This window comes from Klebsiella huaxiensis (assembly GCF_003261575.2).
Lineage (GTDB): Bacteria > Pseudomonadota > Gammaproteobacteria > Enterobacterales > Enterobacteriaceae > Klebsiella > Klebsiella huaxiensis.
In genome coordinates, this window is the sequence record NZ_CP036175.1 from 5697974 (window position 1) to 5717830 (window position 19857).

17 protein-coding genes are annotated in these 19857 nt (G+C 51.4%); 5 read left to right on the forward strand and 12 right to left on the reverse strand.

What is annotated here, in order from left to right; all coding sequences use genetic code 11:
* Positions 1 to 54 precede the first annotated feature (54 nt).
* The 3 genes from acs (at position 55) to actP (ending at position 4152) form a co-directional block, all read left to right on the forward strand.
* The gene (gene acs / locus DA718_RS27265; protein ID WP_112215859.1) at positions 55 to 2013 is read left to right on the forward strand and encodes an acetate--CoA ligase; all 1959 of its coding nucleotides are present in this window, start codon (positions 55 to 57) and stop codon (positions 2011 to 2013) included.
* Between the two features lie 178 nt (positions 2014 to 2191).
* A complete protein-coding gene (locus DA718_RS27270) occupies positions 2192 to 2506 on the forward strand; it encodes a DUF485 domain-containing protein (RefSeq protein ID WP_110274548.1) in 315 nt (104 codons plus the stop codon).
* A complete protein-coding gene (actP, locus tag DA718_RS27275; RefSeq protein ID WP_112215860.1) occupies positions 2503 to 4152 on the forward strand; it encodes a cation/acetate symporter ActP in 1650 nt (549 codons plus the stop codon). The genes DA718_RS27270 and actP overlap by 4 nt, the downstream gene beginning before the upstream one ends.
* Before the next feature lie 44 nt (positions 4153 to 4196).
* On the opposite strand, the gene DA718_RS27280 is transcribed toward actP, so the two are convergent.
* The 7 genes from DA718_RS27280 to DA718_RS27310 all read right to left on the reverse strand — a co-directional run bounded on the left by DA718_RS27280 (position 4197) and on the right by DA718_RS27310 (position 11489).
* Positions 4197 to 5297 carry a type 1 fimbrial protein gene (locus tag DA718_RS27280; RefSeq protein ID WP_112215926.1) on the reverse strand — a complete coding sequence of 367 codons (1101 nt, stop codon included), beginning with the start codon at positions 5295 to 5297 and terminating at the stop codon, positions 4197 to 4199.
* A 22-nt stretch (positions 5298 to 5319) separates the two neighbouring features.
* Entirely contained in the window at positions 5320 to 5940 is a 621-nt protein-coding gene (locus tag DA718_RS27285; protein ID WP_112215861.1) for a fimbrial protein, read from the reverse strand.
* Positions 5937 to 8528: a fimbria/pilus outer membrane usher protein gene (locus DA718_RS27290; protein WP_112215862.1), complete on the reverse strand. Its 2592-nt coding sequence runs from the start codon at positions 8526 to 8528 to the stop codon at positions 5937 to 5939. Before DA718_RS27290 ends, DA718_RS27285 begins: the two co-directional genes overlap by 4 nt.
* Entirely contained in the window at positions 8482 to 9168 is a 687-nt protein-coding gene (locus tag DA718_RS27295) for a fimbrial assembly chaperone (protein ID WP_112215863.1), read from the reverse strand. Before DA718_RS27295 ends, DA718_RS27290 begins: the two co-directional genes overlap by 47 nt.
* Before the next feature lie 56 nt (positions 9169 to 9224).
* On the reverse strand, positions 9225 to 9761 hold the full coding sequence (locus DA718_RS27300) for a fimbrial protein (RefSeq protein WP_112215864.1): 537 nt from the start codon (positions 9759 to 9761) through the stop codon (positions 9225 to 9227).
* A gap of 635 nt (positions 9762 to 10396) precedes the next feature.
* Positions 10397 to 11086, reverse strand: a complete 690-nt coding sequence (locus tag DA718_RS27305; RefSeq protein ID WP_112215865.1) for an LrgB family protein — start codon at positions 11084 to 11086, stop codon at positions 10397 to 10399.
* Entirely contained in the window at positions 11079 to 11489 is a 411-nt protein-coding gene (locus tag DA718_RS27310) for a CidA/LrgA family protein (RefSeq protein WP_112215866.1), read from the reverse strand. The genes DA718_RS27305 and DA718_RS27310 overlap by 8 nt, the downstream gene beginning before the upstream one ends.
* Before the next feature lie 103 nt (positions 11490 to 11592).
* Between DA718_RS27310 and DA718_RS27315 the strand changes: the two genes are divergently transcribed.
* Positions 11593 to 12474: a LysR family transcriptional regulator gene (locus DA718_RS27315; protein ID WP_112215867.1), complete on the forward strand. Its 882-nt coding sequence runs from the start codon at positions 11593 to 11595 to the stop codon at positions 12472 to 12474.
* A gap of 102 nt (positions 12475 to 12576) precedes the next feature.
* Here the strand turns inward: DA718_RS27315 and DA718_RS27320 are convergent, their stop codons facing one another.
* The 4 genes from DA718_RS27320 to soxR form a co-directional block, all read right to left on the reverse strand.
* Positions 12577 to 14223 (reverse strand): Na+/H+ antiporter, encoded by a 1647-nt coding sequence (locus DA718_RS27320; protein ID WP_112215868.1) that lies wholly within the window; start codon positions 14221 to 14223, stop codon positions 12577 to 12579.
* Positions 14224 to 14370: 147 nt separating this feature from the next.
* Positions 14371 to 15720 (reverse strand): NCS2 family permease, encoded by a 1350-nt coding sequence (locus DA718_RS27325; protein WP_112215869.1) that lies wholly within the window; start codon positions 15718 to 15720, stop codon positions 14371 to 14373.
* Positions 15721 to 16108: 388 nt separating this feature from the next.
* On the reverse strand, positions 16109 to 16777 hold the full coding sequence (locus DA718_RS27335) for a glutathione S-transferase family protein (protein WP_112215871.1): 669 nt from the start codon (positions 16775 to 16777) through the stop codon (positions 16109 to 16111).
* Positions 16778 to 17036: 259 nt separating this feature from the next.
* Complete coding sequence (soxR, locus tag DA718_RS27340) at positions 17037 to 17495, reverse strand: redox-sensitive transcriptional activator SoxR (protein ID WP_004206331.1); 459 nt, start codon at positions 17493 to 17495, stop codon at positions 17037 to 17039.
* Positions 17496 to 17579: 84 nt separating this feature from the next.
* Here soxR and soxS point away from each other — a divergent pair, with 84 nt between their 5' ends.
* The gene (gene soxS / locus DA718_RS27345) at positions 17580 to 17909 is read left to right on the forward strand and encodes a superoxide response transcriptional regulator SoxS (protein WP_110274562.1); all 330 of its coding nucleotides are present in this window, start codon (positions 17580 to 17582) and stop codon (positions 17907 to 17909) included.
* Here soxS and DA718_RS27350 read toward each other — a convergent pair.
* The gene (locus tag DA718_RS27350; RefSeq protein WP_112215872.1) at positions 17894 to 19498 is read right to left on the reverse strand and encodes an EAL domain-containing protein; all 1605 of its coding nucleotides are present in this window, start codon (positions 19496 to 19498) and stop codon (positions 17894 to 17896) included. The two genes, soxS and DA718_RS27350, sit on opposite strands and share 16 nt — an antisense overlap.
* Between the last annotated feature and the right edge of the window lie 359 nt (positions 19499 to 19857).

Here is a 19857-nt window from a genome sequence, read left to right on the forward strand (position 1 = left end):
TACTATTAACGTTTATTTGACATATATTTAACAACCTACAGGAGAAAAAAAGCCATGAGCCAAATACACAAACACTCTATTCCCGCTAATATTGCGGAACGCTGCCTGATTAACCCGGAACAGTACCAGGCGCAGTATCAGCAGTCCGTCACTGACCCCGATGCCTTCTGGGGCGAGCAGGGCAAAATCCTTGACTGGATCAAACCCTATACTCGCGTGAAAAACACCTCTTTCGCGCCGGGCAACATTTCTATCAAATGGTACGAAGACGGCACGCTGAATCTGGCGGCTAACTGCCTCGATCGCCATCTGGCGGAGCGCGGTGACCAGACGGCGATCATCTGGGAAGGCGACGACGCCAGCCAGAGCAAAAATATCACTTATCGCGAGCTGCACCACGATGTCTGCCGCTTTGCCAACGTCCTGCTCGACCTCGGCATTAAAAAGGGCGACGTTGTTGCTATCTATATGCCGATGGTGCCGGAAGCAGCGGTGGCGATGCTGGCCTGCGCCCGCATCGGCGCTATCCACTCGGTAATTTTCGGCGGCTTCTCACCCGAAGCGGTTGCTGGTCGCATCATCGATTCAAACTCCCGTCTGGTTATTACCTCAGATGAAGGGCTACGCGCCGGTCGCGCAATCCCGCTGAAGAAAAACGTCGACGACGCGTTAAAAAACCCGAATGTGAAAAGTATTGAGAACGTCGTGGTGCTCAAACGCACCGGCGGCAAAATCGACTGGCAGGAAGGCCGTGACCTGTGGTGGAGCGACCTGATTGAGAAAGCCAGCGCGGAGCATCAGCCGGAAGAGATGAACGCCGAAGACCCGCTGTTCATCCTTTATACCTCCGGCTCGACCGGTAAACCCAAAGGCGTACTGCATACTACCGGCGGCTACCTGGTCTATGCGGCCTCGACCTTTAAATACGTCTTCGACTATCATCCGGGCGATATCTACTGGTGTACCGCCGACGTCGGCTGGGTCACCGGCCATAGCTACCTGCTGTACGGCCCGCTGGCCTGCGGCGCGACGACGCTGATGTTCGAAGGCGTGCCAAACTGGCCAACCCCGGCGCGCATGTGTCAGGTGGTGGATAAACACCAAGTTAACATTCTCTATACCGCGCCAACGGCGATCCGTGCGCTGATGGCGGAAGGCGATAAAGCCATTGAGGGCACTGACCGCACTTCCCTGCGCATTCTGGGTTCCGTCGGCGAGCCGATTAACCCGGAAGCCTGGGAGTGGTACTGGAAGAAAATAGGCAACGAGAAATGTCCGGTGATGGACACCTGGTGGCAGACCGAAACCGGCGGCTTTATGATCACCCCGCTGCCGGGTGCCATTGAGCTGAAAGCTGGTTCCGCCACTCGCCCGTTCTTTGGCGTCCAGCCGGTACTGGTAGATAACGAAGGCACGCCGCTGGAAGGCGCGACCGAAGGCAACCTGGCCATCGCCGACTCCTGGCCGGGCCAGGCGCGCACGCTATTTGGCGACCATGAACGCTTCGAGCAGACCTACTTCTCCACCTTTAAAAATATGTACTTCAGCGGCGACGGCGCGCGTCGTGATGAAGATGGTTACTACTGGATCACCGGTCGCGTCGATGACGTACTGAACGTCTCCGGGCACCGTCTGGGTACCGCCGAAATTGAATCGGCGCTGGTGTCGCACCCGAAAATCGCTGAAGCGGCAGTGGTAGGCATTCCGCATAACATCAAAGGCCAGGCCATCTACGCCTATGTCACGCTCAATCATGGCGAAGAACCCTCGCCGGAGCTGTACGCAGAAGTACGCAACTGGATACGCAAAGAGATTGGGCCATTGGCCACGCCGGACATCCTGCACTGGACCGATTCACTACCGAAAACCCGCTCGGGGAAAATCATGCGCCGTATTCTGCGCAAGATTGCCGCGGGCGATACCAGTAACCTTGGCGATACTTCAACGCTCGCCGATCCTGGCGTGGTGGAAAAACTGCTCGAAGAGAAGCAGGCCATCGCTATGCCATCATAAAAACCGATCCCCTACACCCTCTCCCCGTCAGGGGAGAGGACATAAAAATACTCCCCAAGGATTTCAGGTAGCAGGAAAGCGGTAAACAGGCTGATTCCCGACAGTTAACTGCCGGGCGGATGAGTGTTGCCGACAGATGGCGCGTGGATGACGAAAGGGAACCTCTGGAGACGCTACGATGAACGATCAGATTTGTCAGCGGATAGAAAATAGTGCGCATTTTAGGGAGCTTGTTGCAGCCCGGCAAAGGTTTGCCACCATCCTGTCACTGATTATGCTGGTGATTTATGTGGGCTTTATTTTGCTTATCGCCTTCGCCCCCGGCTGGTTGGGCACGCCGCTGCATGCGGGAACCAGCGTCACCCGGGGTATTCCGATCGGTATCGGCGTGATTGTTATCTCTTTCGTACTAACCGGAATTTACGTCTGGCGGGCAAACGGTGAATTTGACCAGCTGACGAAGAGCATTCTCAGCGAGGTTAAAGCATCATGAAGAAAGTCCTGACGGCGCTTGCCGCCACGCTCCCGTTTACCGCCAACGCCGCAGACGCCATCACCGGCGCGGTACAGCGCCAGCCGACCAACTGGCAGGCGATTATCATGTTCCTGATTTTCGTCGCCCTGACGCTGTACATTACCTATTGGGCGTCAAAACGCGTGCGTTCACGTAGCGACTATTACACCGCAGGCGGCAATATTACCGGCTTCCAGAACGGGTTGGCGATTGCCGGTGACTTTATGTCGGCGGCCTCGTTCCTCGGAATTTCTGCGCTGGTGTACACCTCTGGCTACGACGGATTGATCTACTCCCTGGGCTTCCTGGTTGGCTGGCCAATTATTCTGTTTCTGATCGCCGAGCGCCTGCGTAACCTCGGACGCTACACCTTTGCCGACGTCGCGTCTTATCGTCTCAAACAGGGGCCGATTCGCACGCTTTCCGCCTGCGGTTCACTGGTGGTAGTGGCGCTGTATCTGATTGCCCAGATGGTCGGCGCAGGTAAGCTTATCCAACTGCTGTTCGGCCTCAACTACCACATCGCGGTGGTGCTGGTCGGCGTCCTGATGGTGCTCTACGTCCTGTTTGGCGGCATGCTCGCCACCACCTGGGTGCAGATTATCAAAGCAGTGCTGCTACTGTTTGGCGCCAGCTTTATGGCCTTTATGGTGATGAAGCACGTCGGCTTCAGCTTCAATAATTTGTTCACCGAAGCGATGTCTGTCCATCCTAAGGGCTCAGCGATTATGAGCCCCGGCGGGCTGGTAAAAGACCCAATATCGGCACTGTCGCTCGGACTCGGCCTGATGTTCGGTACCGCGGGGTTGCCGCATATTCTGATGCGATTCTTCACCGTGAGCGACGCCAAAGAAGCGCGTAAAAGCGTGTTCTATGCCACCGGCTTTATGGGTTACTTCTATATTTTGACCTTTATCATCGGCTTCGGCGCCATCATGCTGGTGGGAGCCAATCCGGCATTTAAAGACGCGGCCGGGCAGCTTATCGGCGGCAACAACATGGCGGCGGTACATCTGGCGGATGCGGTCGGCGGCAACCTGTTCCTCGGCTTTATCTCAGCGGTCGCCTTCGCTACTATTCTGGCGGTGGTCGCCGGCCTGACGCTGGCGGGCGCATCAGCGGTATCTCACGATCTGTACGCTAACGTCTTTAAGAAAGGCGCAACCGAGCGCGAAGAGCTGAGAGTGTCGAAGATTACAGTGCTGATTCTGGGCGTGGTGGCGATTCTGCTGGGTATTCTATTTGAGAATCAAAACATCGCGTTTATGGTCGGCCTGGCGTTTTCTATCGCCGCGAGCTGTAACTTCCCGATTATCCTGCTGTCGATGTACTGGTCGAAGCTGACCACGCGCGGGGCGATGATTGGCGGCTGGCTGGGTCTGCTGACCGCGGTGATTCTGATGATCCTCGGTCCGACCATTTGGGTGCAGATCCTTGGTCATGAGAAGGCGATATTCCCGTATGAATATCCGGCGCTGTTCTCTATCGCCATCGCCTTTATCGGTATCTGGTTCTTCTCTGCGACCGATAACTCAGAGGAAGGGATGCGCGAGCGCGAGTTGTTCCGCGCGCAGTTTATTCGTTCGCAGACCGGGATCGGTATCGAGAAAGGTCAGGCGCATTAATGATGACTTATTCCCCGGTCGGCAGACCGGGGAATTTTTATATGCTAGTTGTAGGTAAACGTTATTGTTCCGCTTGCGTTGGCAGTTCCCGGCGTCACTTCAGAACCGGTTTTGTAATAGTTGGTCGAAAAATACAGCGTGTCTGTCCCTGACGCACCACCGGTGTTATTTGGATCGGAGAAAATGGTGTAACTGGCCTCTGCTTCAGAGTTCGTCACCGTCGTTCTGTTGACCTGATCGAATACCCTGTAGATGGAGGTATTCATAGATAGCGGCGCGCCGTTGAGATTCAACTGTACCCCTACACCGGTCGCCACATTCTCGCCGGGCGTTAGTGCAATCACAGTATGATCTGGGTTATCGCCCTCTGCTTCCGTCGCGCTAATGCGCATTTGCACATTTGTTCCTGGCTCACAGGTCAGTGTGAGCGTTTGCTGGGCAGAACCGACTTTGTTAGAAAGATTAAATTCACTCGTTTTAACCGAACCCATTGGGAAATTCAGTGCGGTTGTGCTTGCCGTACATCCCATGGGAACGAGCTGAATATTGGTTGTACCACTGATATGCAGCTGAGAAATAACAAATTCACCGTCGCTGTCTTTAATTGCAACGGTTGATACCGGATCGGTAAAGCTTAGAGAACTATTACTGTTAATTTTCCCCCCTGTTGCAACGAGCTGTAGTTGGTATACGGGGGAATAATTCGTATGTGCATAGTGAACAAAAAAGGTCGTTTTTCCAAGAGAAAAATCAGCATCACCAATATGATGTTCACTGCTATCGGCATTAAATGGAGTAGAGCTACCTTCATATTCACCCGTAGTATTTAACCACACATTAACCCTGATACCAACTCCCGGCACCGATGTTGCGTAGATATTATTGCCAATGAGCGCATTAGCCATTCCTGATGTCCAGGTAAAGCGGGCATATAAATTACCGGTACAATTGAGAACATTAGTTTGTGAATGGTATATTTTTCCTGAATCATAAATAACAGTCCCAGAAGAATAACTCCCGGCGCTAAGCAATATTTTAGGCGGTAAATTAGCGATAAACACATCACCACCATTTAACCCATAGTTACAGGCCCACACATAACACGGAGAAATTAATAAAAGAACAAGTAAAAAATATTTTTTCATATAAACCCCACCAAAAATCGTATCATTTATACGAAACATTAAAAGTGACTGTATATGCTACATTTCCCGCCGTTACACGTCCGTAGGGTGTATACATTCTGGCGCGCATATCAAAAGTGTGCCCCGAGGGGCTATCATTGAATATATAGGTATAGCTATCGTTCGGCCCCAAAGATATCTGTTCCTCAGCGCTTAGAAGTTGTAATCCAACACCCTTTGCACCATCAGTCAGCTCATTTTTATAAATCGCTGTATAGGTGCTATCAAACGGAATACCATTAAATGTTATCGTGACTGAAGCCGTACCTGCTGAGCAATTATCAAAGACAAGTGCAACAGCTGTGGCCTCACTGGTTGCTCCTGGTTTACCGATCAGATATTGAGAGGAAACCGTTCCCAGATCGATAGCATTGGATGGCTTCACAAAGACTTCACATACAGGCTCTTCAATGGTACCGGTGACATTAAAATTGACGGTACTCGTCGCATCATAAGCCCAGGCAGGAACAATGCTGCTCAACAGAAACCCTATACCAGTAAACGATAATAGCATTCGAGATTTCATCGATGGTTTAGCATAATTTACCCGCATTGCTACTGTTCTTTCTTTCCGGTTTGAACCGAATATATTGATATTTATCATCGGCAGTCCGCTTCGTAAAAAATAATATCGTCAACTGATTTATTAGATGACAAATCATACTTGAGATAGCACTGGGTATTTTGAGTATCACCCCACTTCACAAACAGCCGACCTTTTTCTGGAAGTCCGGTAAGATAGACCTGCCCGGAATCACCAACAATGGAACTTCTATTTTCTTTATGGTCCTGGCCTTCATCATCTAGCGTAATAACGGCGCCAAAAGGTACTGCCTTATTCTGGAAACGCAAGGTCATCATTGCCTTATAACCAATCCAGGTATCATATTTTACCTTGACGATAGCGCTGCGCGTCGGTACCACCGTTCTGACGATATTATCAATTTCCGCGCCCGAAACCTGTTGTTCATCAAGTGAGAGATTATTTTCATGGTAGGCCCTTACGAAAGGTACCACAGCGTATCCAGCAGAATCAGTCATCACGTTAGTCTGCCCGCGTACCGCTACATCGCTGACACCAGGGGCTTCAACTAACACCACGCTCTCACCGAGGTAGCGAGAGAAAGTTACTCCGCCGGAGTGGGCAACCATCCCGCCACGCAGCGAGTAATTATACCGCGAGCTATAGTTGTCATAGCCATATCCAGCAGTGGCTTCGCCTTTAGAACCTTGATAGTTCAGATTGACGTTCCCCGAGGTACTTTTGTCGTTTTCGTTATATCCTTCCTGCACATTCCAGTTCAGGGAACGGTCTGTAAAGGCAGTACCATTTAAACCAAGGCTATGCGTGGTATCTCCCTTTCGACTACTGCTCATATTGTAGTTAGCCGATATATCTGCACCGAAAGGTACGCTCACGGTGAGGGAAATAATATTATCGCTGGATGGTGAACTATCGCTGTTCTGGCTAGTGCTCTGCACATTTCGGTTATAGGAGTAGTTAATGAAATATGACACCCGACCAAAGGTGTTGCTATAACTAACGCCCAGAGACTCCATGCGTGAATTATCCCAGTAGGACTCACTTACCAGTGAAAGGGAGAGCGAACCGTACCCTGAGAAAACCTGAGAAGCTGATGCGTCAAAACGATCTTTTGTCCGCCCATTTGAGGAACAACAGCCGCTGTAAGAATTCGCATTATCGATAAAATTTTGCAGCGAGTAATAGCCATGCGTTGAATAACGGTATCCCGCAACAGAAAAGTTGGTTCCCGTCAGCGGAAAATCTTTACTAAAACGCATGCGATAAGACTGACCCTCGCTGGATGACGTTTTATCCGATGCAGGATTCTCTTTTATATCAACCCAGGATTGGGAAGCATCGAATGAGAGCGCTCCGACAGAACCCAGATTAAATCCGGCCCCAAGTAGCGCGTTGCTATATTTATCTTCCAGTTGCTGGAAACCACCGTATAACGTGACGTTACTCAATGCTCCCCAGGCAATGGAAGATTGCAGGAAATTGTATTCCTTTCCACCGGAGCTCCCGGAGCGAGTTTTACCACTGCTGAAAGCATAATCTATTTGCCCCTCACGCTGCAGAATCGCCAGCGAGGCAAAAGGCACAACAAAGCTCTGTGCGCTACCATCAGATTCTTTCACCGTCACATAGAGATCGCCTGCGCTCCCTGTTGGGTAAAGGTCGCTTATTTCGAATGCGCCAGGAGATACGGTGGTTTTATAGATACTGTATCCGTTCTGATAAACCGTCACGTCGGCGGTAGTACGAGCAATGCCTTTAATGACTGGCGCAAAGCCATTCAGGCTATCCGGCAGCATCTCTTTATCTGAGTTCAACTGTAGACCGGTAAAGCTGATACTGTCGAACACACCCGATGAGGTATAGGTCTGGCCCATTATCAACTGGCTTTTCAGGGCGTGGATATCACGTGAGATATAGCTGTAGACGGAGTCCCATTGATTACCATCATTATTATGATTGAGGGTGCTGTAATTTCGTAAACGCCATGGCCCAACGTTCAGACCCGGCTGTAGGCTGACAAACTGGCTGGACGTCGATTCGCCGCCGTGCCGAGGATCGGTTTTTTGCCCCGAAAGGTTGTAATTAAGCAGCCCGGCAGTGATGCCCTGCTGCCACCTGTTTTCAGCGACATAACCTTGCGGACGATGCTGCATAGCAACCTGAGGCAATGTAAAATCGACCCGCTGGCGCGAAAGCTGCACCGCCGTTTCCCATCCAGGGATCGCAGACAGCTTTGCGCACCCGGAGCCAGCTGCCGTAAGTTCGGGGTAGTCTTCAGTTTTAATCGACCACTCTTTCAAGTGCGCGACATTGATACACGGCTGAGCAGAAGAGTCATTACCTTCATTTTGCGGCTTGAAAATAACAGATTCAGAACCAATAAACTTGTCGTTAATATAGACATCGAGATTGTATTGACCCGGAGGGACTGACTCTTGGGAAATATAGGTCAAATCTACGACTGTCGCGCCGGTTTCGTTCACTTCCAGCAAATGGGGGTTAAAATACTCCCCAGCGACAGACTGTAACGGAATTGAGCCAAGGCAACAAAGAATGGCTATATAACTGCGTTTCAATGAAAGTGCATCATTCCATCCAACGTTATTGAATGATGACCTTATATTTCGGTCCTGACATACCATAATCATTGATCACGCTCCATGTGACTTCTCTTTTCCCTGATGAAGATGCGCTTGCTACCGGTATTTTTATCGTTGAGTATGGGGCGACAAACCATGCTTCGGGTACGGCCTTGCCATTAACAAATATCCCTGAGAAATTCATATATAGTGGCGAGTTATTTTTCACCTTTAACTCTCGTCCTTCACTGGACCATTGTAGTTTCTCAGAGAAGTTTTCCGGAATAGCTTTTTTTAAGGCTGCGGGTCGATAAATAAGTTTAATTCGAGAGTTGATAGCAAACTGCACCATGTTCTTATCTGGTGCGTTATCCATTGCAGGAATACCTTTAATATTCAGCCAAAACATTGACTCCCTATCTTCCGGCAAAGGTTTTCCCGTTCGAAGGATTCGTACAAATCCTTGTTCACCCGCTTTCAAGCGAAACAAGGGAGGGGTTGTAATAAACGAATCTTTCGCTGGCGAGGTTTCATCCACAATGGAGAGCCAGGACTGTACTATATTTGTAACATTATCTTTATTTTGAACAGACACTGTGGTTGTCTTTTGTGTACCATCGAAGATAACACGTGTACCGCCAACAACCACACTGGCCTGCGATACCGAAATACAGGAAAACAAACAAACACAACATAATAATCTGTTCATAGCATTATCCAAACAGGGAAAGCAAAATACTTTCCCTTTGATATATTGTTACTTAATTAATAATAGGTAACGTTATAGGTTACTGTCGTCAGCACCGGGCCTTTAGTCGGATCTGAAGCGCCAGATTTAGCCATTTTCACGGTAAACGGAACGGTGGCTTCGCCAGAGGAAATATCGACATCAGAACCTTCAGCATTATTCTTCTGAATAACCCCTGCGTTATCAAAAATAGCGACAGCAACATTGGTAGCTGGAGACGCTGAAGCCTGGTTTTTAAAGTAATCACTATTAAACGTATCCGCTTCACCACCAAAGGTAATTCTGGCTTTAGTCAGAGAACCTTCATCTGTAGGGCAACCGGTCAAAGTGAAAGAGAAGTTCTTCGCCGCGCTATAGGTATTCGCTTTTAAATCTGCTACTGAGACAGTCCCCATCTCAATCGCCGAAACGCCATTATCAATGGTAGCGGTACAAGTCGTATCGGAAACTGTCCCGGTAAACTCGATGGTGTTATCCGCATGGGACATTGCAACCAGAGAGCAGCCCGCAGATAAGGCCAGAATTTTAGCTAAAGTTTTTACATTGGTTTTCATTGGTATTCCCCTATTTATCCAGATTAACAATCAATCCATCAATTGTTTATGGCCATATATTAGAGAATGAACATGGATAACAACTTAGCTATAAGCTGTTGCATTCGCACGGGGAATGAATAACCTGCATTTAATATTTATCGAACTCATAAATGCAAGAGCTTTAGTTCCACATGAATCCATTCAATAATAAAAGCTCACGTCGCTAAGATAACCGAAAGTAGGAGTATTCTCAATAAGGTAAAAATATCTCACTTAAGTATATAATTACCCGCCATCAATAATTACGATGTATAATTTAAAATAAATAAGAAAAATCATGACATTATAAAATGAATATATTCACAAAAAAAATATAAAATAGAAATACATACTAAAAACAACTACAACCCCACTAAAAAATGAAACATTTAGTTACAATTCAAACGTAAAGCAATTAAGAATACTCGCGAAAAACCAATAAAAAACACACCTAATCTCTATTTAATATTAATATCGCAACTAATTGAATCATCAATTACATAAGTATACACATGTAGCGTTAATTAACGTTTTTTATTAAAAATACTTACTGTCCAATTATATCTCCCGGTCGATCCGCAAAGATAGTAATCGTGATGATGGTTAAATGATTATCAAAACATGCTCCAACGTACCAACGGCGCGGCCAGTACCATCACCACACCGGAAAGCATCATCACCAGGCTGGCGACCACGCCCTCCTGCGGCCCCAGCTCATAGGAACGCGCCGTTCCGGCACCGTGGGACGCCGCACCGAATCCCGCCCCTTTCGCCATCCCCTCGTGAATAGAAAGACGCAGAAACAGTACGTCGCCCACCGCCATACCAAATACCCCGGTCACGACCACAAACAGGGCGACTAAATCAGGCTGACCGCCCAGCGGTTTGGCTGCCGCTAACGCAAAGGGGGTCGTCACCGAGCGCACCGCCAGGCTGCGCTGGATCTCATCAGGCAGAGTAAACAATCGCGCCAGCCACACCGAACTGGTCACCGCAACAACCGATGCGGTAGTCACTCCAGCAGTCAGCGACAACCAGTGACGTTTAATAATCGCCAGGTTGTCATATACCGGCACGGCAAAAGCAATCGTTGCCGGGCCCAATAACCACAGCAACCAGTGGGTTTCCCCGATATAACTTTGATAGGAGATATGGCCGAATACCAGGATCAGCACCAGCAGGACTGGAGTAAAAACCAGCGGCATCAACGGGAGCTTATGAAAGCGTCGATAGAGACGCTTGTTGGCAAAATAGAGCCCTAGCGTGACGATAAGACACAGGACGCTCAGTTGAAAATCACTCATGCTTCATCCTGCTCACTTCATAACGATACACTTTATCGACCACCCACGCCGTCGTGCCCAGTACCATGGTGGTACTCAGCCCAATAACCAAAAAGATGCGCCAGCCATCAACCATCAGCAGTTGGGCGTAGTTCACGACCGCAACCACTGCTGGCACGAAAAACAGCAGCATTTCCGCCAGCAGCCAGCGGGCCCCGGCTCGCACCCAGTTTAAGGGGATAATTCGGCAAACAATCAGCGCCAGCAGCATCAACATGCCCACCAGGTTCGCTGGAAGAGGCAAATGCAGCCAGTTAACTAAATATTCAGCGCAGACGAACAATCCAGCGTAGATCAGTACCTGAACCGATACCTGCAGGCGTTGCATGACGAAGGGCGTCACGCGAGCTGGCGCGGAGGCCATGAGCGGAATTCCTGAAAAAGATGACAGGCGTGCAGTATAGAGAGCCGCCAGGCCCGGTAGAAATGAATTAAAATCATCACAGGTATAGTCCCAAGGAATAATTATGGATATCCGAACGCTGCGTTATTTTGTTGAAGTGGTCCGCCAGCAGAGCTTTACCCGTGCGGCGGAGAAGCTATTCGTCACGCAGCCCACCATCAGCAAGATGCTCAAAAATCTGGAAGATGAACTGAACTGCACCCTGCTGATTCGCGATGGGCGCAAGCTGCTGTTGACCGATACCGGGCGGGTGGTCTTCGAGCGCGGCCAGGCTATTCTTGGTGAGTTTCATCAGCTGGAGTCGGAGCTGAGCGATATTAATCATCTGCACAAAGGCGTTCTGCGTCTGGGGATCCCGCCGATGGTGGGGATGTTGATGGCGGAACCGATTAGCCGCTTTCGCCAGCGCTACTCGGGCATTGAACTAAAGATTTCCGAGTTTGGTGGACTGACGGTGCAGCAGGCGGTAAGCAACGGAGAGCTGGATTTGGCGATGACGGCACTCCCCGTTGATGAGGCCAGCGGCCTGAGCACGCTGTCGTTGTTTAGTCATCCACTCTGCGTGCTGACCCCGAGAACAACGCAATGGGAAAGCATATCATCACTGTCTCCAAAGGCACTCACCGAGCATCCACTGGTGATTTACAACGAAGATTTTGCCCTCAGTCAGCAGTTGATGCAGCTTTTTACCCAGCATGAGGTTAAGCCGCGTATTGCGGTGCGTAGCGGGCAGTGGGATTTTCTGGCCGCAATGGTGCAAGCGGGGATTGGGATAGCGATTCTGCCGGAGCCGATTTGCCAGCGTCTCGATCCGCAAAGCTTTTGCTGGATACCGTTGCAGAGCGAGCTACGTTGGGAGCTGGGGATGATTTGGCGGGAGGGCGTGTATATGTCGCACAGCGCGCGGGCATGGCTGGAGTGTAGTAAGGCGTTCTGGCTGGAGTGAGCTCCCGGGTTGCGGCGTAAACACCTTACCCGGGCTACAGTCTGAGGGACGGTAGCCCGGACAAGGCGCGTCAGGCGCCGCCTCCGGGGAACAGATACGGAGTTACTGATCTTCGATTAACAGCGCTTCCAGCAGGTCAAGATCGTGCAACATCTTCTGCAGCGTCTCGTTACTGATCTGCCGGGTGGCACGCAGGTGGTATAGCTCCCCGCGCTCTGAACGCAGCGCCGCCAGGCGGAACCTGCGTTCGAGGCTCTCTTCCAGCATCGACGTTTCCACATCGTTACGTCCATCGACCCGACGACGCAGGTTACCAATTACCCGCGAACTGACCTCGGTCAGCAGCTGATTATCGATATTCTCTTTGGTGTCCGATGCCAGGCGCTCTTCCATTTTCTGAATCGCGACAATCGCCACGTCCGCCGTTGCCGCCCGCGCCAGACGCTCTTCTTTGCGCTGCTGAACGTGGTCGCTCGACTCGATATGCCGCAGCAGAATCGGCAGCGCAATCACACCAACAAACAGGGAGAACAGAATCACCCCGGCGGCAAGGAACACCAGCTCATAGCGCGCCGGGAAGACGTTACCGTCCGGCAACAGCAGAGGAATCGACAGCACACCGGCAAGAGTAATCGCCCCGCGCACCCCGGCGACGGAGGAGATCAGCAGCTCACGCGTGGTCCAGGAGCCAAACTCCATCGGTTTCTTTTTCAGGAAGCGCTGGCTCAATTTACGCATCGTCCACAGCCAGCCAAAGCGCACCAGCATCAGGGCGGCGTAAATCAGGATGATATCGGTAAACAGCATCCAGGTTTCAACGTTCGGATCCGCCTCTGCCGCCACCAGCGAGCTCGACAGAATATCCGGCAGCTGTAGCCCCAACAACAGGAAAACCATGCCGTTAAACACGAACTCCAGCATCGCCCAGGTGCTGTTCGCACGCAGGCGCATCGCCAGCGGTGCGCTGCGCATCACGCCGGAACGGGTGATGGTCATCCCCGCAGCCACCGCCGCCAGGATCCCGGAGAAGCCAATATGTTCTGCGATCAAGTAGGATGCGAACGGCAGCAGGAACAGCAGCACAATCTGCGTTGCCGGTTCATCGCCGCCCCAACGGCTAAGAAAGCGCATTGAGCGCCCGTACAGCCAGCTGACCACGAAGCCTGCAAGAATGCCGCCCACCGCTACTTTGAAAAACTCCACCGTCGCTCCGCCGACGGTAAAGACCATCGTGCCCATCGCTACCGCGACGGCAAACTTCAGGGAGACCAGGCCGGAGGCGTCGTTCATCAGCGCCTCCCCCTGCAAAATCCCCATAATTTTTTTCGGAATACGCCCTTCACCAACAATCCCTGAGAGCGCTACGGCATCCGTCGGTGACAGTACCGCCGCCAGCGCGAAGGCCGGTATCAGCGGAATGCCTGGCACGATCCAGTAGATGAGGTAGCCAATACCGACCACCGTCACCAGCACAAGCGCCAGCGCCAGACCAAATATTTCTCGCCCATGCTCAATGAACTCGCGGGTTGGAGTCTTCCAGCCATCAGCAAATAGCAGCGGCGGGATAAACAGAACCAGAAAGAGTTCAGGGTCGAATTCGACGTGTAGTCCAAAGGTAGGCCAGGCCAGCATCGCGCCAATGCCTATTTGGATTAAAGGTAGTGGAACCTGAAAGGGCAGTACGCGTGTAACCACCCCGGAGAGAGAGACCACGAGGGTCATGATGAGTATGGTAAAGAATATTTCCATGTGTTCCCTGTTTGCTACGTTTTCTTTTTTTACATCTGAGGCGTCATGTCTCGAAATGGTACGCTACTCAGATTAACGCAAAAGGAAACAGGATGTGGCTTAAAAATAAATCGGGCGGCCAAAGCCGCCCGTGATTAGCAGAAAAAGTTAAATCGCCCAGCCGCCAGCGTAGAAAATAACCAGCGCCGCCGCGATGATCACCGTCCCCAGGTTCAGCTTGCGCCACTCCCCGGACACCAGACGACCAATCACCAGTGAAGCAAAGCCAATCATGATGCCGGTAACAATGTTACAGGTCAGCACGATAAAGACTGCCGTAATCAGGCCCGCCATCGCATCGACAAAATCGTTAAAGTCGATTTTCGCCACGTTGCTCAGCATCAGCAAGCCTACGTACATCAGCGCCGGAGCCGTCGCGTACGCCGGTACCAGATAAGAGAGCGGAGAGAGGAACAGGATCAGCAGGAACAGCACGCCAACGGTTACCGCAGTCAGGCCGGTTTTACCGCCCGCGGCAGTACCTGCGGCTGACTCGATATAGACCGCTGCCGGAGCCGCGCCGACCAGACCAGAGAAGACGCTGCTCAGGGAGTCAGTGGTCAATGCTTTGCCGCCATTGATAATCTGCCCATCTTTATCCAGCAAGTTTGCCTGACCGGCCACCGCGCGGATGGTGCCAGTCGCATCAAATACTGCGGTCATCACCAACGCCAGCACGCTCGGCAGAACGATGGGGTTCAGCGCGCCCACGATATCCAGGCTACCGATCAGCGAGTTGCCCTTATCGTCGCTCAGCGACGGCATAGCGAAAACACCGGAGAAGTGAACGTTAGGATCGAAAATCAGACCGATAATCGACACGCCGATAATCGTCAGCAGGATACCGCCCGGCACTTTGAGTTTTTCGAGGCCGATAATCACCGCCAGCCCCACCAGCGACATGATCACCGGGAAGCTGTCGAAATTACCCAACGCCACCGGCAGGCCGTCCAGCGGGTTTTTAATGACCAGACCAACGCCGTTGGCGGCGATCAGCAGCAGAAACAGTCCGATACCAATCCCCGTGCCGTGCGCAACGCCCTGCGGCAGATTACGCAAGATCCAGCTACGAATACCGGTTGCGGAAATCACGGTAAACAGCACGCCCATCAGGAACACGGCACCCAACGCTACCGGAATACTGATCTGTTGGCCCAACACCAGGCTAAAGGCGGTAAAGGCGGTCAGCGAGATGGCGCAGCCAATCGCCAGCGGCAGGTTCGCCCACAGCCCCATCACCAGCGAGCCGACGCCCGCTACCAGACAGGTGGAGACAAAGACCGCCGCCGGTGGGAAACCTGCTTTTCCGAGCATACCCGGCACGACGATGACGGAGTACACCATCGCCAGGAAGGTAGTAAGACCGGCAACGATTTCCTGACGCACGGTGCTGCCGCGAGCAGAAATTTTAAACCAGGCGTCCAATGAACCGCCGGTACGCGCTGAAGGCGTAGACATAGAAAACTTCCCCTGAGAATTTTTATCGTTCGTTTGGATGCGAGGTGGACCATCCACTGCCAGTTAAACGCGATCTCCTTGTGCTACATCGCAGCGCCAGGGGCTGTGAAAAGCAAACGTTTAACTCCGCGCATACAATACGGTGTGAAGAATGACTTTGCTCCCCCCTGTTTGCAGAGGAAATGATGAGCAAAATAAAAAGGCAAACGATTATCCAGCCTTTAGATGGGCCTTTTCAACTGAAGATTGCCGTATTTCGCTAAATTTCGCTTATGACGTTCAGGAAATAACCAGCCGATGCGCAAACGTTATCGTCCATGCGCAATCCGGTAACATTTTTGCATTGCACTGATAGCAACTTTTTCCAGTCATCGGCTTTAGTAATGCTTCACCCACCGGGTAAGGTAAAAGGACCACCGCGCTCAATCGCGCTCTGCCACGCCGGGCGCTGCTCTATGCGCTGTACCCACTGCGTCAGATGCGGTAAATCCTCCACGCCACCGCGCGCCAGCAGCGCCATTGCCGGAAAGCTCATCTGGATATCCGCCATACTCAGTTCGGCTCCGGCAAACCAGCGCTGGCGGGAAAGGTGCTCTTCAATAAAACAGGCGTGCGTTTCCACTTGCCGATCAAGCCAGGCTTTTTGTACGCCTTTGCCTAACGCATTGCCCAGAGTGCGCATGCCAAAAGGCACCGGCGGCTTGCCCAGACTGGCGAACACCAGTTTCATCAGCAGCAGCGGCATCAGCGAACCTTCGGCGTAATGCAGCCAAAAGCGGTATTGCAGTTTATCTTCTATCGACTGCGGCCTGAACCGCTGGGCGCTGTCATAGGTCTCCTGCAAATATTCCAGGATTGCGCCAGATTCCGCGAGGATGCAGCCGTTATCTTCCACCACCGGCGATTTACCTAGCGGATGAATATCTTTTAACTCCGCCGGGGCGAGCATATTTTTCCCCCGCTGATAAGAGACTATCTGGTAAGGCAGTTGCAGCTCTTCCAGCGCCCATAACACACGCTGCGATCGCGACTGATTAAGATGATGTACCGTCAACATGGGCTTCTCCCGCTGTTTGTTCAAATTAACTATAGGAACAGGCGACGAATGACGGAAATTTTCCGGCAAACCAAAGAGGAAAAATCAGAAGGAAGTGCCACACTTAAGTTGTCGGCACAAACCGGAACCTCAATCAACACATTGCGCAATACCGAGGGGAGCCGACGTCGGGGGAAACCCTCCTGCGAAGCAGCGGGATAGTGCGAAAGACCAAGACCGGAAAACAACTAAAGCGCCCTGTTGTGGCGCTTTAGTTTTTTTACTCCTCTTCCAACAGCCGCGCGCCGGTCCCCTCTTCGCCCAGCTTATCGCCGGGATTACGTAACGGGCAGTCGCGACGCGACAGGCAGCCGCAGCCAATGCAGCCATCCAGTTGATCGCGCAGTGCGGTCAGGGTGTGAATGCGCCGATCCAGCTCTTCCCGCCACTGGGAAGACAGCATCTTCCACTCTTTGGCACTGAGGTTATGCCCTTCCGGCAGCACGCCGAACGCATCGCCAATCGTCGCCAGCGGAATACCAATACGTTGCGCAATTTTAATGATCGCCACTGCGCGCAGGACATCACGCCGATAGCGCCGCTGATTACCGGCGTTACGCTGGCTGTGAATCAGCCCCTTACTTTCATAAAAATGCAGCGCGGAGACAGCAACACCGGTTCGTTTTGCCACTTCGCCGGGGGTCAGCAGCATTTTGATGCGAGGGGATTTCTTTTCCATAAAGCGCTTTACCTCAAGTTAACTTGAGGAATTATACTCGCCCACAGACAAAACGACGAATCGAGAATTGAGAGAGGCCGCAATATGTCCCATCACGATATTATCCAAACGCTTATTGAATGGATTGATGAACATATCGATCAACCACTTAACATTGATGTAGTCGCCAGAAAATCGGGCTATTCGAAATGGTATCTCCAGCGGATGTTTCGCGCAGTGATGCATCAAACCCTGGGGGATTACATTCGCCAGCGCCGCTTGCTGCTTGCCGCAGAAGCGTTAAGAACGACCCAGCGCCCGATTTTTGATATCGCGATGGATCTCGGCTACGTGTCGCAACAAACATTTTCGCGGGTTTTCCGCCGCGAGTTCGACCGCACGCCCAGCGCCTATCGCCATCAAATCTCCGCGTGAAGATGTTGTTGATGCGGGCAAAGGCTGGTGCGGGCGTTAGCCAGCCACTGCATAAACTCCAGCGGTGGCATCGCTTTCGCAAAGTGCCAGCCTTGACAGTATTGCACGCCGTGCTTTTGTAACCACGCCACCTGGTCGGCCGTTTCAACCCCTTCGGCAACGATCTTTAAATGCAAGCTGTTAGCCATCTGAATAATATGTTCAGCAATCAGGTGGCTGGTACTGTTGTTCGTTAGCGCATCAACGAAGGATTTATCAATCTTGAGGATGTCAACGTTCAACGAATGGAGGTTGTGCAGGTTGGAGTAGCCGGTACCAAAATCATCAATCGCAATTTCATACCCCGCGTCGCGGAAGGCCTGAATCACCGGAGTGGTTTTCGGCACATCGATAAACCCGCGCTCAGTCACTTCGATTTTAATCTGCTCCACGCTAACTGCATGGCGGTGAACCTTTTCGTCGATGTGCTCAATCAATCTCGCGGAGTGGAAATCCGAAGCCGAAAGGTTGATTGCCACGTATAAATGCGGGTGCCGTGCCAGAAACTCGCCCATATCGGCGAATACCTCATCCACCACATAGTCCGCGACCTGCGCAATCATCCCCTCATTTTCCGCCAACGGGATAAACTCCGCCGGGCTCATCACCGGGCCATCAAATCCAGGCCAGCGCAGCAGCGCCTCGGCACCCACGCAGCAATTATTTTTGATATCCATGATCGGCTGGTAGTGCAGGCACAGTTGGCGACGGCTTAGCGCCCGCTGCAGCATGCTACGCGGAGAATGATACTGCTGTCGGGTACGTGACCACACCAGCAAAAGCAAGACGCTACAAATCAGCCCTAACGGCAGAGTCAGCGTCGCCTGATTATAAAAATTCTGGTAATAGCTGACCCGCGAGGTGGACATAATGACGGCTATCGGGCGAACAGTGGAATGGGCAATGGTATAAACGCGTCCATCCTGATGAAAAAACGCCTCTTCATCACGGATCAACCGATGCAGTTGACCGGAGTCTGCATTCGTACTGACGGAAAAAAACTGGTTGGTTTTGGTATCAAAAACGCCCCAGGCCAGATCGCGGTCGCTGGTTATCAACGCGCTAAAGGAAAGCGGATGAATCACCGCCACATAATGACCGCGCTGCATATAGTTCATGGCATAGCTGGGATAGAAAGGGGTTTCGCGGTAGTAGTAAATCGCAATATCCGGCTTTTTAGTATACGTTGCAGCCGGAATGCGCCATCCGGCCTGGCGGCGTACCGCAGTCGAACAGAAAAAATGCGAGCCATTGGCATAGATTAAATCGTCGATATAGAGCAGGCCGCGAACAATACTCAACATATATTGCTGATGCTGCGGCGAGCATAGCTCTCCCTGATATAACCTGGCTTTATCGCGCGCCTCATCGGCTTCACGAATGACCACCTCCGTTTTTTGCAGCGCCAACTTAGAAAACACCCGTAGTTGATCGGTGGTTTCCGCTTTGGCGCGTATTTGTGCAAACCACAATGCCAGCATCACCGGCAGCAGAATAACCAGCACGATGCCAAATACTCTTAACGCCTTATGTGGCGAGCTATGACTCATTTCCGCTTTTTATCCATGCGATACGCCTTAATCAAGGTGAAAGGCCCCGATGACTCTGCTTACTGTGATATGAATCAGGGCAATTCAGCAACCCACACTTTGACGTAAAAACCTCATGACTATGAATCATGAATAATACTGACTTATAGAAGGCTGGAGAAACATTCTCAACATAATGAGATTAGCTCCACTGTCTCATTCGGTTTATCCGTATAATTGGCGGGAATAAGTAATAAAATCCGCAGAACATAAACGCTAATAAAAAAGAATTGCGGCTGGCTATCGTTTATAATCGCCTTCTGAATGAAAGATACATCCCTTCCTCTCTTATTAACCACTCAAATAAAGTGGTTAATAGG

Bases quoted from the DNA above. Each gene is read 5' to 3' on its own strand.
- acs (WP_112215859.1), top strand. From the start codon at position 55: ATGAGCCAAATACACAAACACTCTATTCCCGCTAATATTGCGGAACGC.
- DA718_RS27270 (WP_110274548.1), top strand. From the start codon at position 2,192: ATGAACGATCAGATTTGTCAGCGGATAGAAAATAGTGCGCATTTTAGG.
- actP (WP_112215860.1), top strand. From the start codon at position 2,503: ATGAAGAAAGTCCTGACGGCGCTTGCCGCCACGCTCCCGTTTACCGCC.
- DA718_RS27280 (WP_112215926.1), bottom strand. From the start codon at position 5,297: ATGAAAAAATATTTTTTACTTGTTCTTTTATTAATTTCTCCGTGTTAT.
- DA718_RS27285 (WP_112215861.1), bottom strand. From the start codon at position 5,940: ATGATAAATATCAATATATTCGGTTCAAACCGGAAAGAAAGAACAGTA.
- DA718_RS27290 (WP_112215862.1), bottom strand. From the start codon at position 8,528: ATGATTATGGTATGTCAGGACCGAAATATAAGGTCATCATTCAATAAC.
- DA718_RS27295 (WP_112215863.1), bottom strand. From the start codon at position 9,168: ATGAACAGATTATTATGTTGTGTTTGTTTGTTTTCCTGTATTTCGGTA.
- DA718_RS27300 (WP_112215864.1), bottom strand. From the start codon at position 9,761: ATGAAAACCAATGTAAAAACTTTAGCTAAAATTCTGGCCTTATCTGCG.
- DA718_RS27305 (WP_112215865.1), bottom strand. From the start codon at position 11,086: ATGAGTGATTTTCAACTGAGCGTCCTGTGTCTTATCGTCACGCTAGGG.
- DA718_RS27310 (WP_112215866.1), bottom strand. From the start codon at position 11,489: ATGGCCTCCGCGCCAGCTCGCGTGACGCCCTTCGTCATGCAACGCCTG.
- DA718_RS27315 (WP_112215867.1), top strand. From the start codon at position 11,593: ATGGATATCCGAACGCTGCGTTATTTTGTTGAAGTGGTCCGCCAGCAG.
- DA718_RS27320 (WP_112215868.1), bottom strand. From the start codon at position 14,223: ATGGAAATATTCTTTACCATACTCATCATGACCCTCGTGGTCTCTCTC.
- DA718_RS27325 (WP_112215869.1), bottom strand. From the start codon at position 15,720: ATGTCTACGCCTTCAGCGCGTACCGGCGGTTCATTGGACGCCTGGTTT.
- DA718_RS27335 (WP_112215871.1), bottom strand. From the start codon at position 16,777: ATGTTGACGGTACATCATCTTAATCAGTCGCGATCGCAGCGTGTGTTA.
- soxR (WP_004206331.1), bottom strand. From the start codon at position 17,495: ATGGAAAAGAAATCCCCTCGCATCAAAATGCTGCTGACCCCCGGCGAA.
- soxS (WP_110274562.1), top strand. From the start codon at position 17,580: ATGTCCCATCACGATATTATCCAAACGCTTATTGAATGGATTGATGAA.
- DA718_RS27350 (WP_112215872.1), bottom strand. From the start codon at position 19,498: ATGAGTCATAGCTCGCCACATAAGGCGTTAAGAGTATTTGGCATCGTG.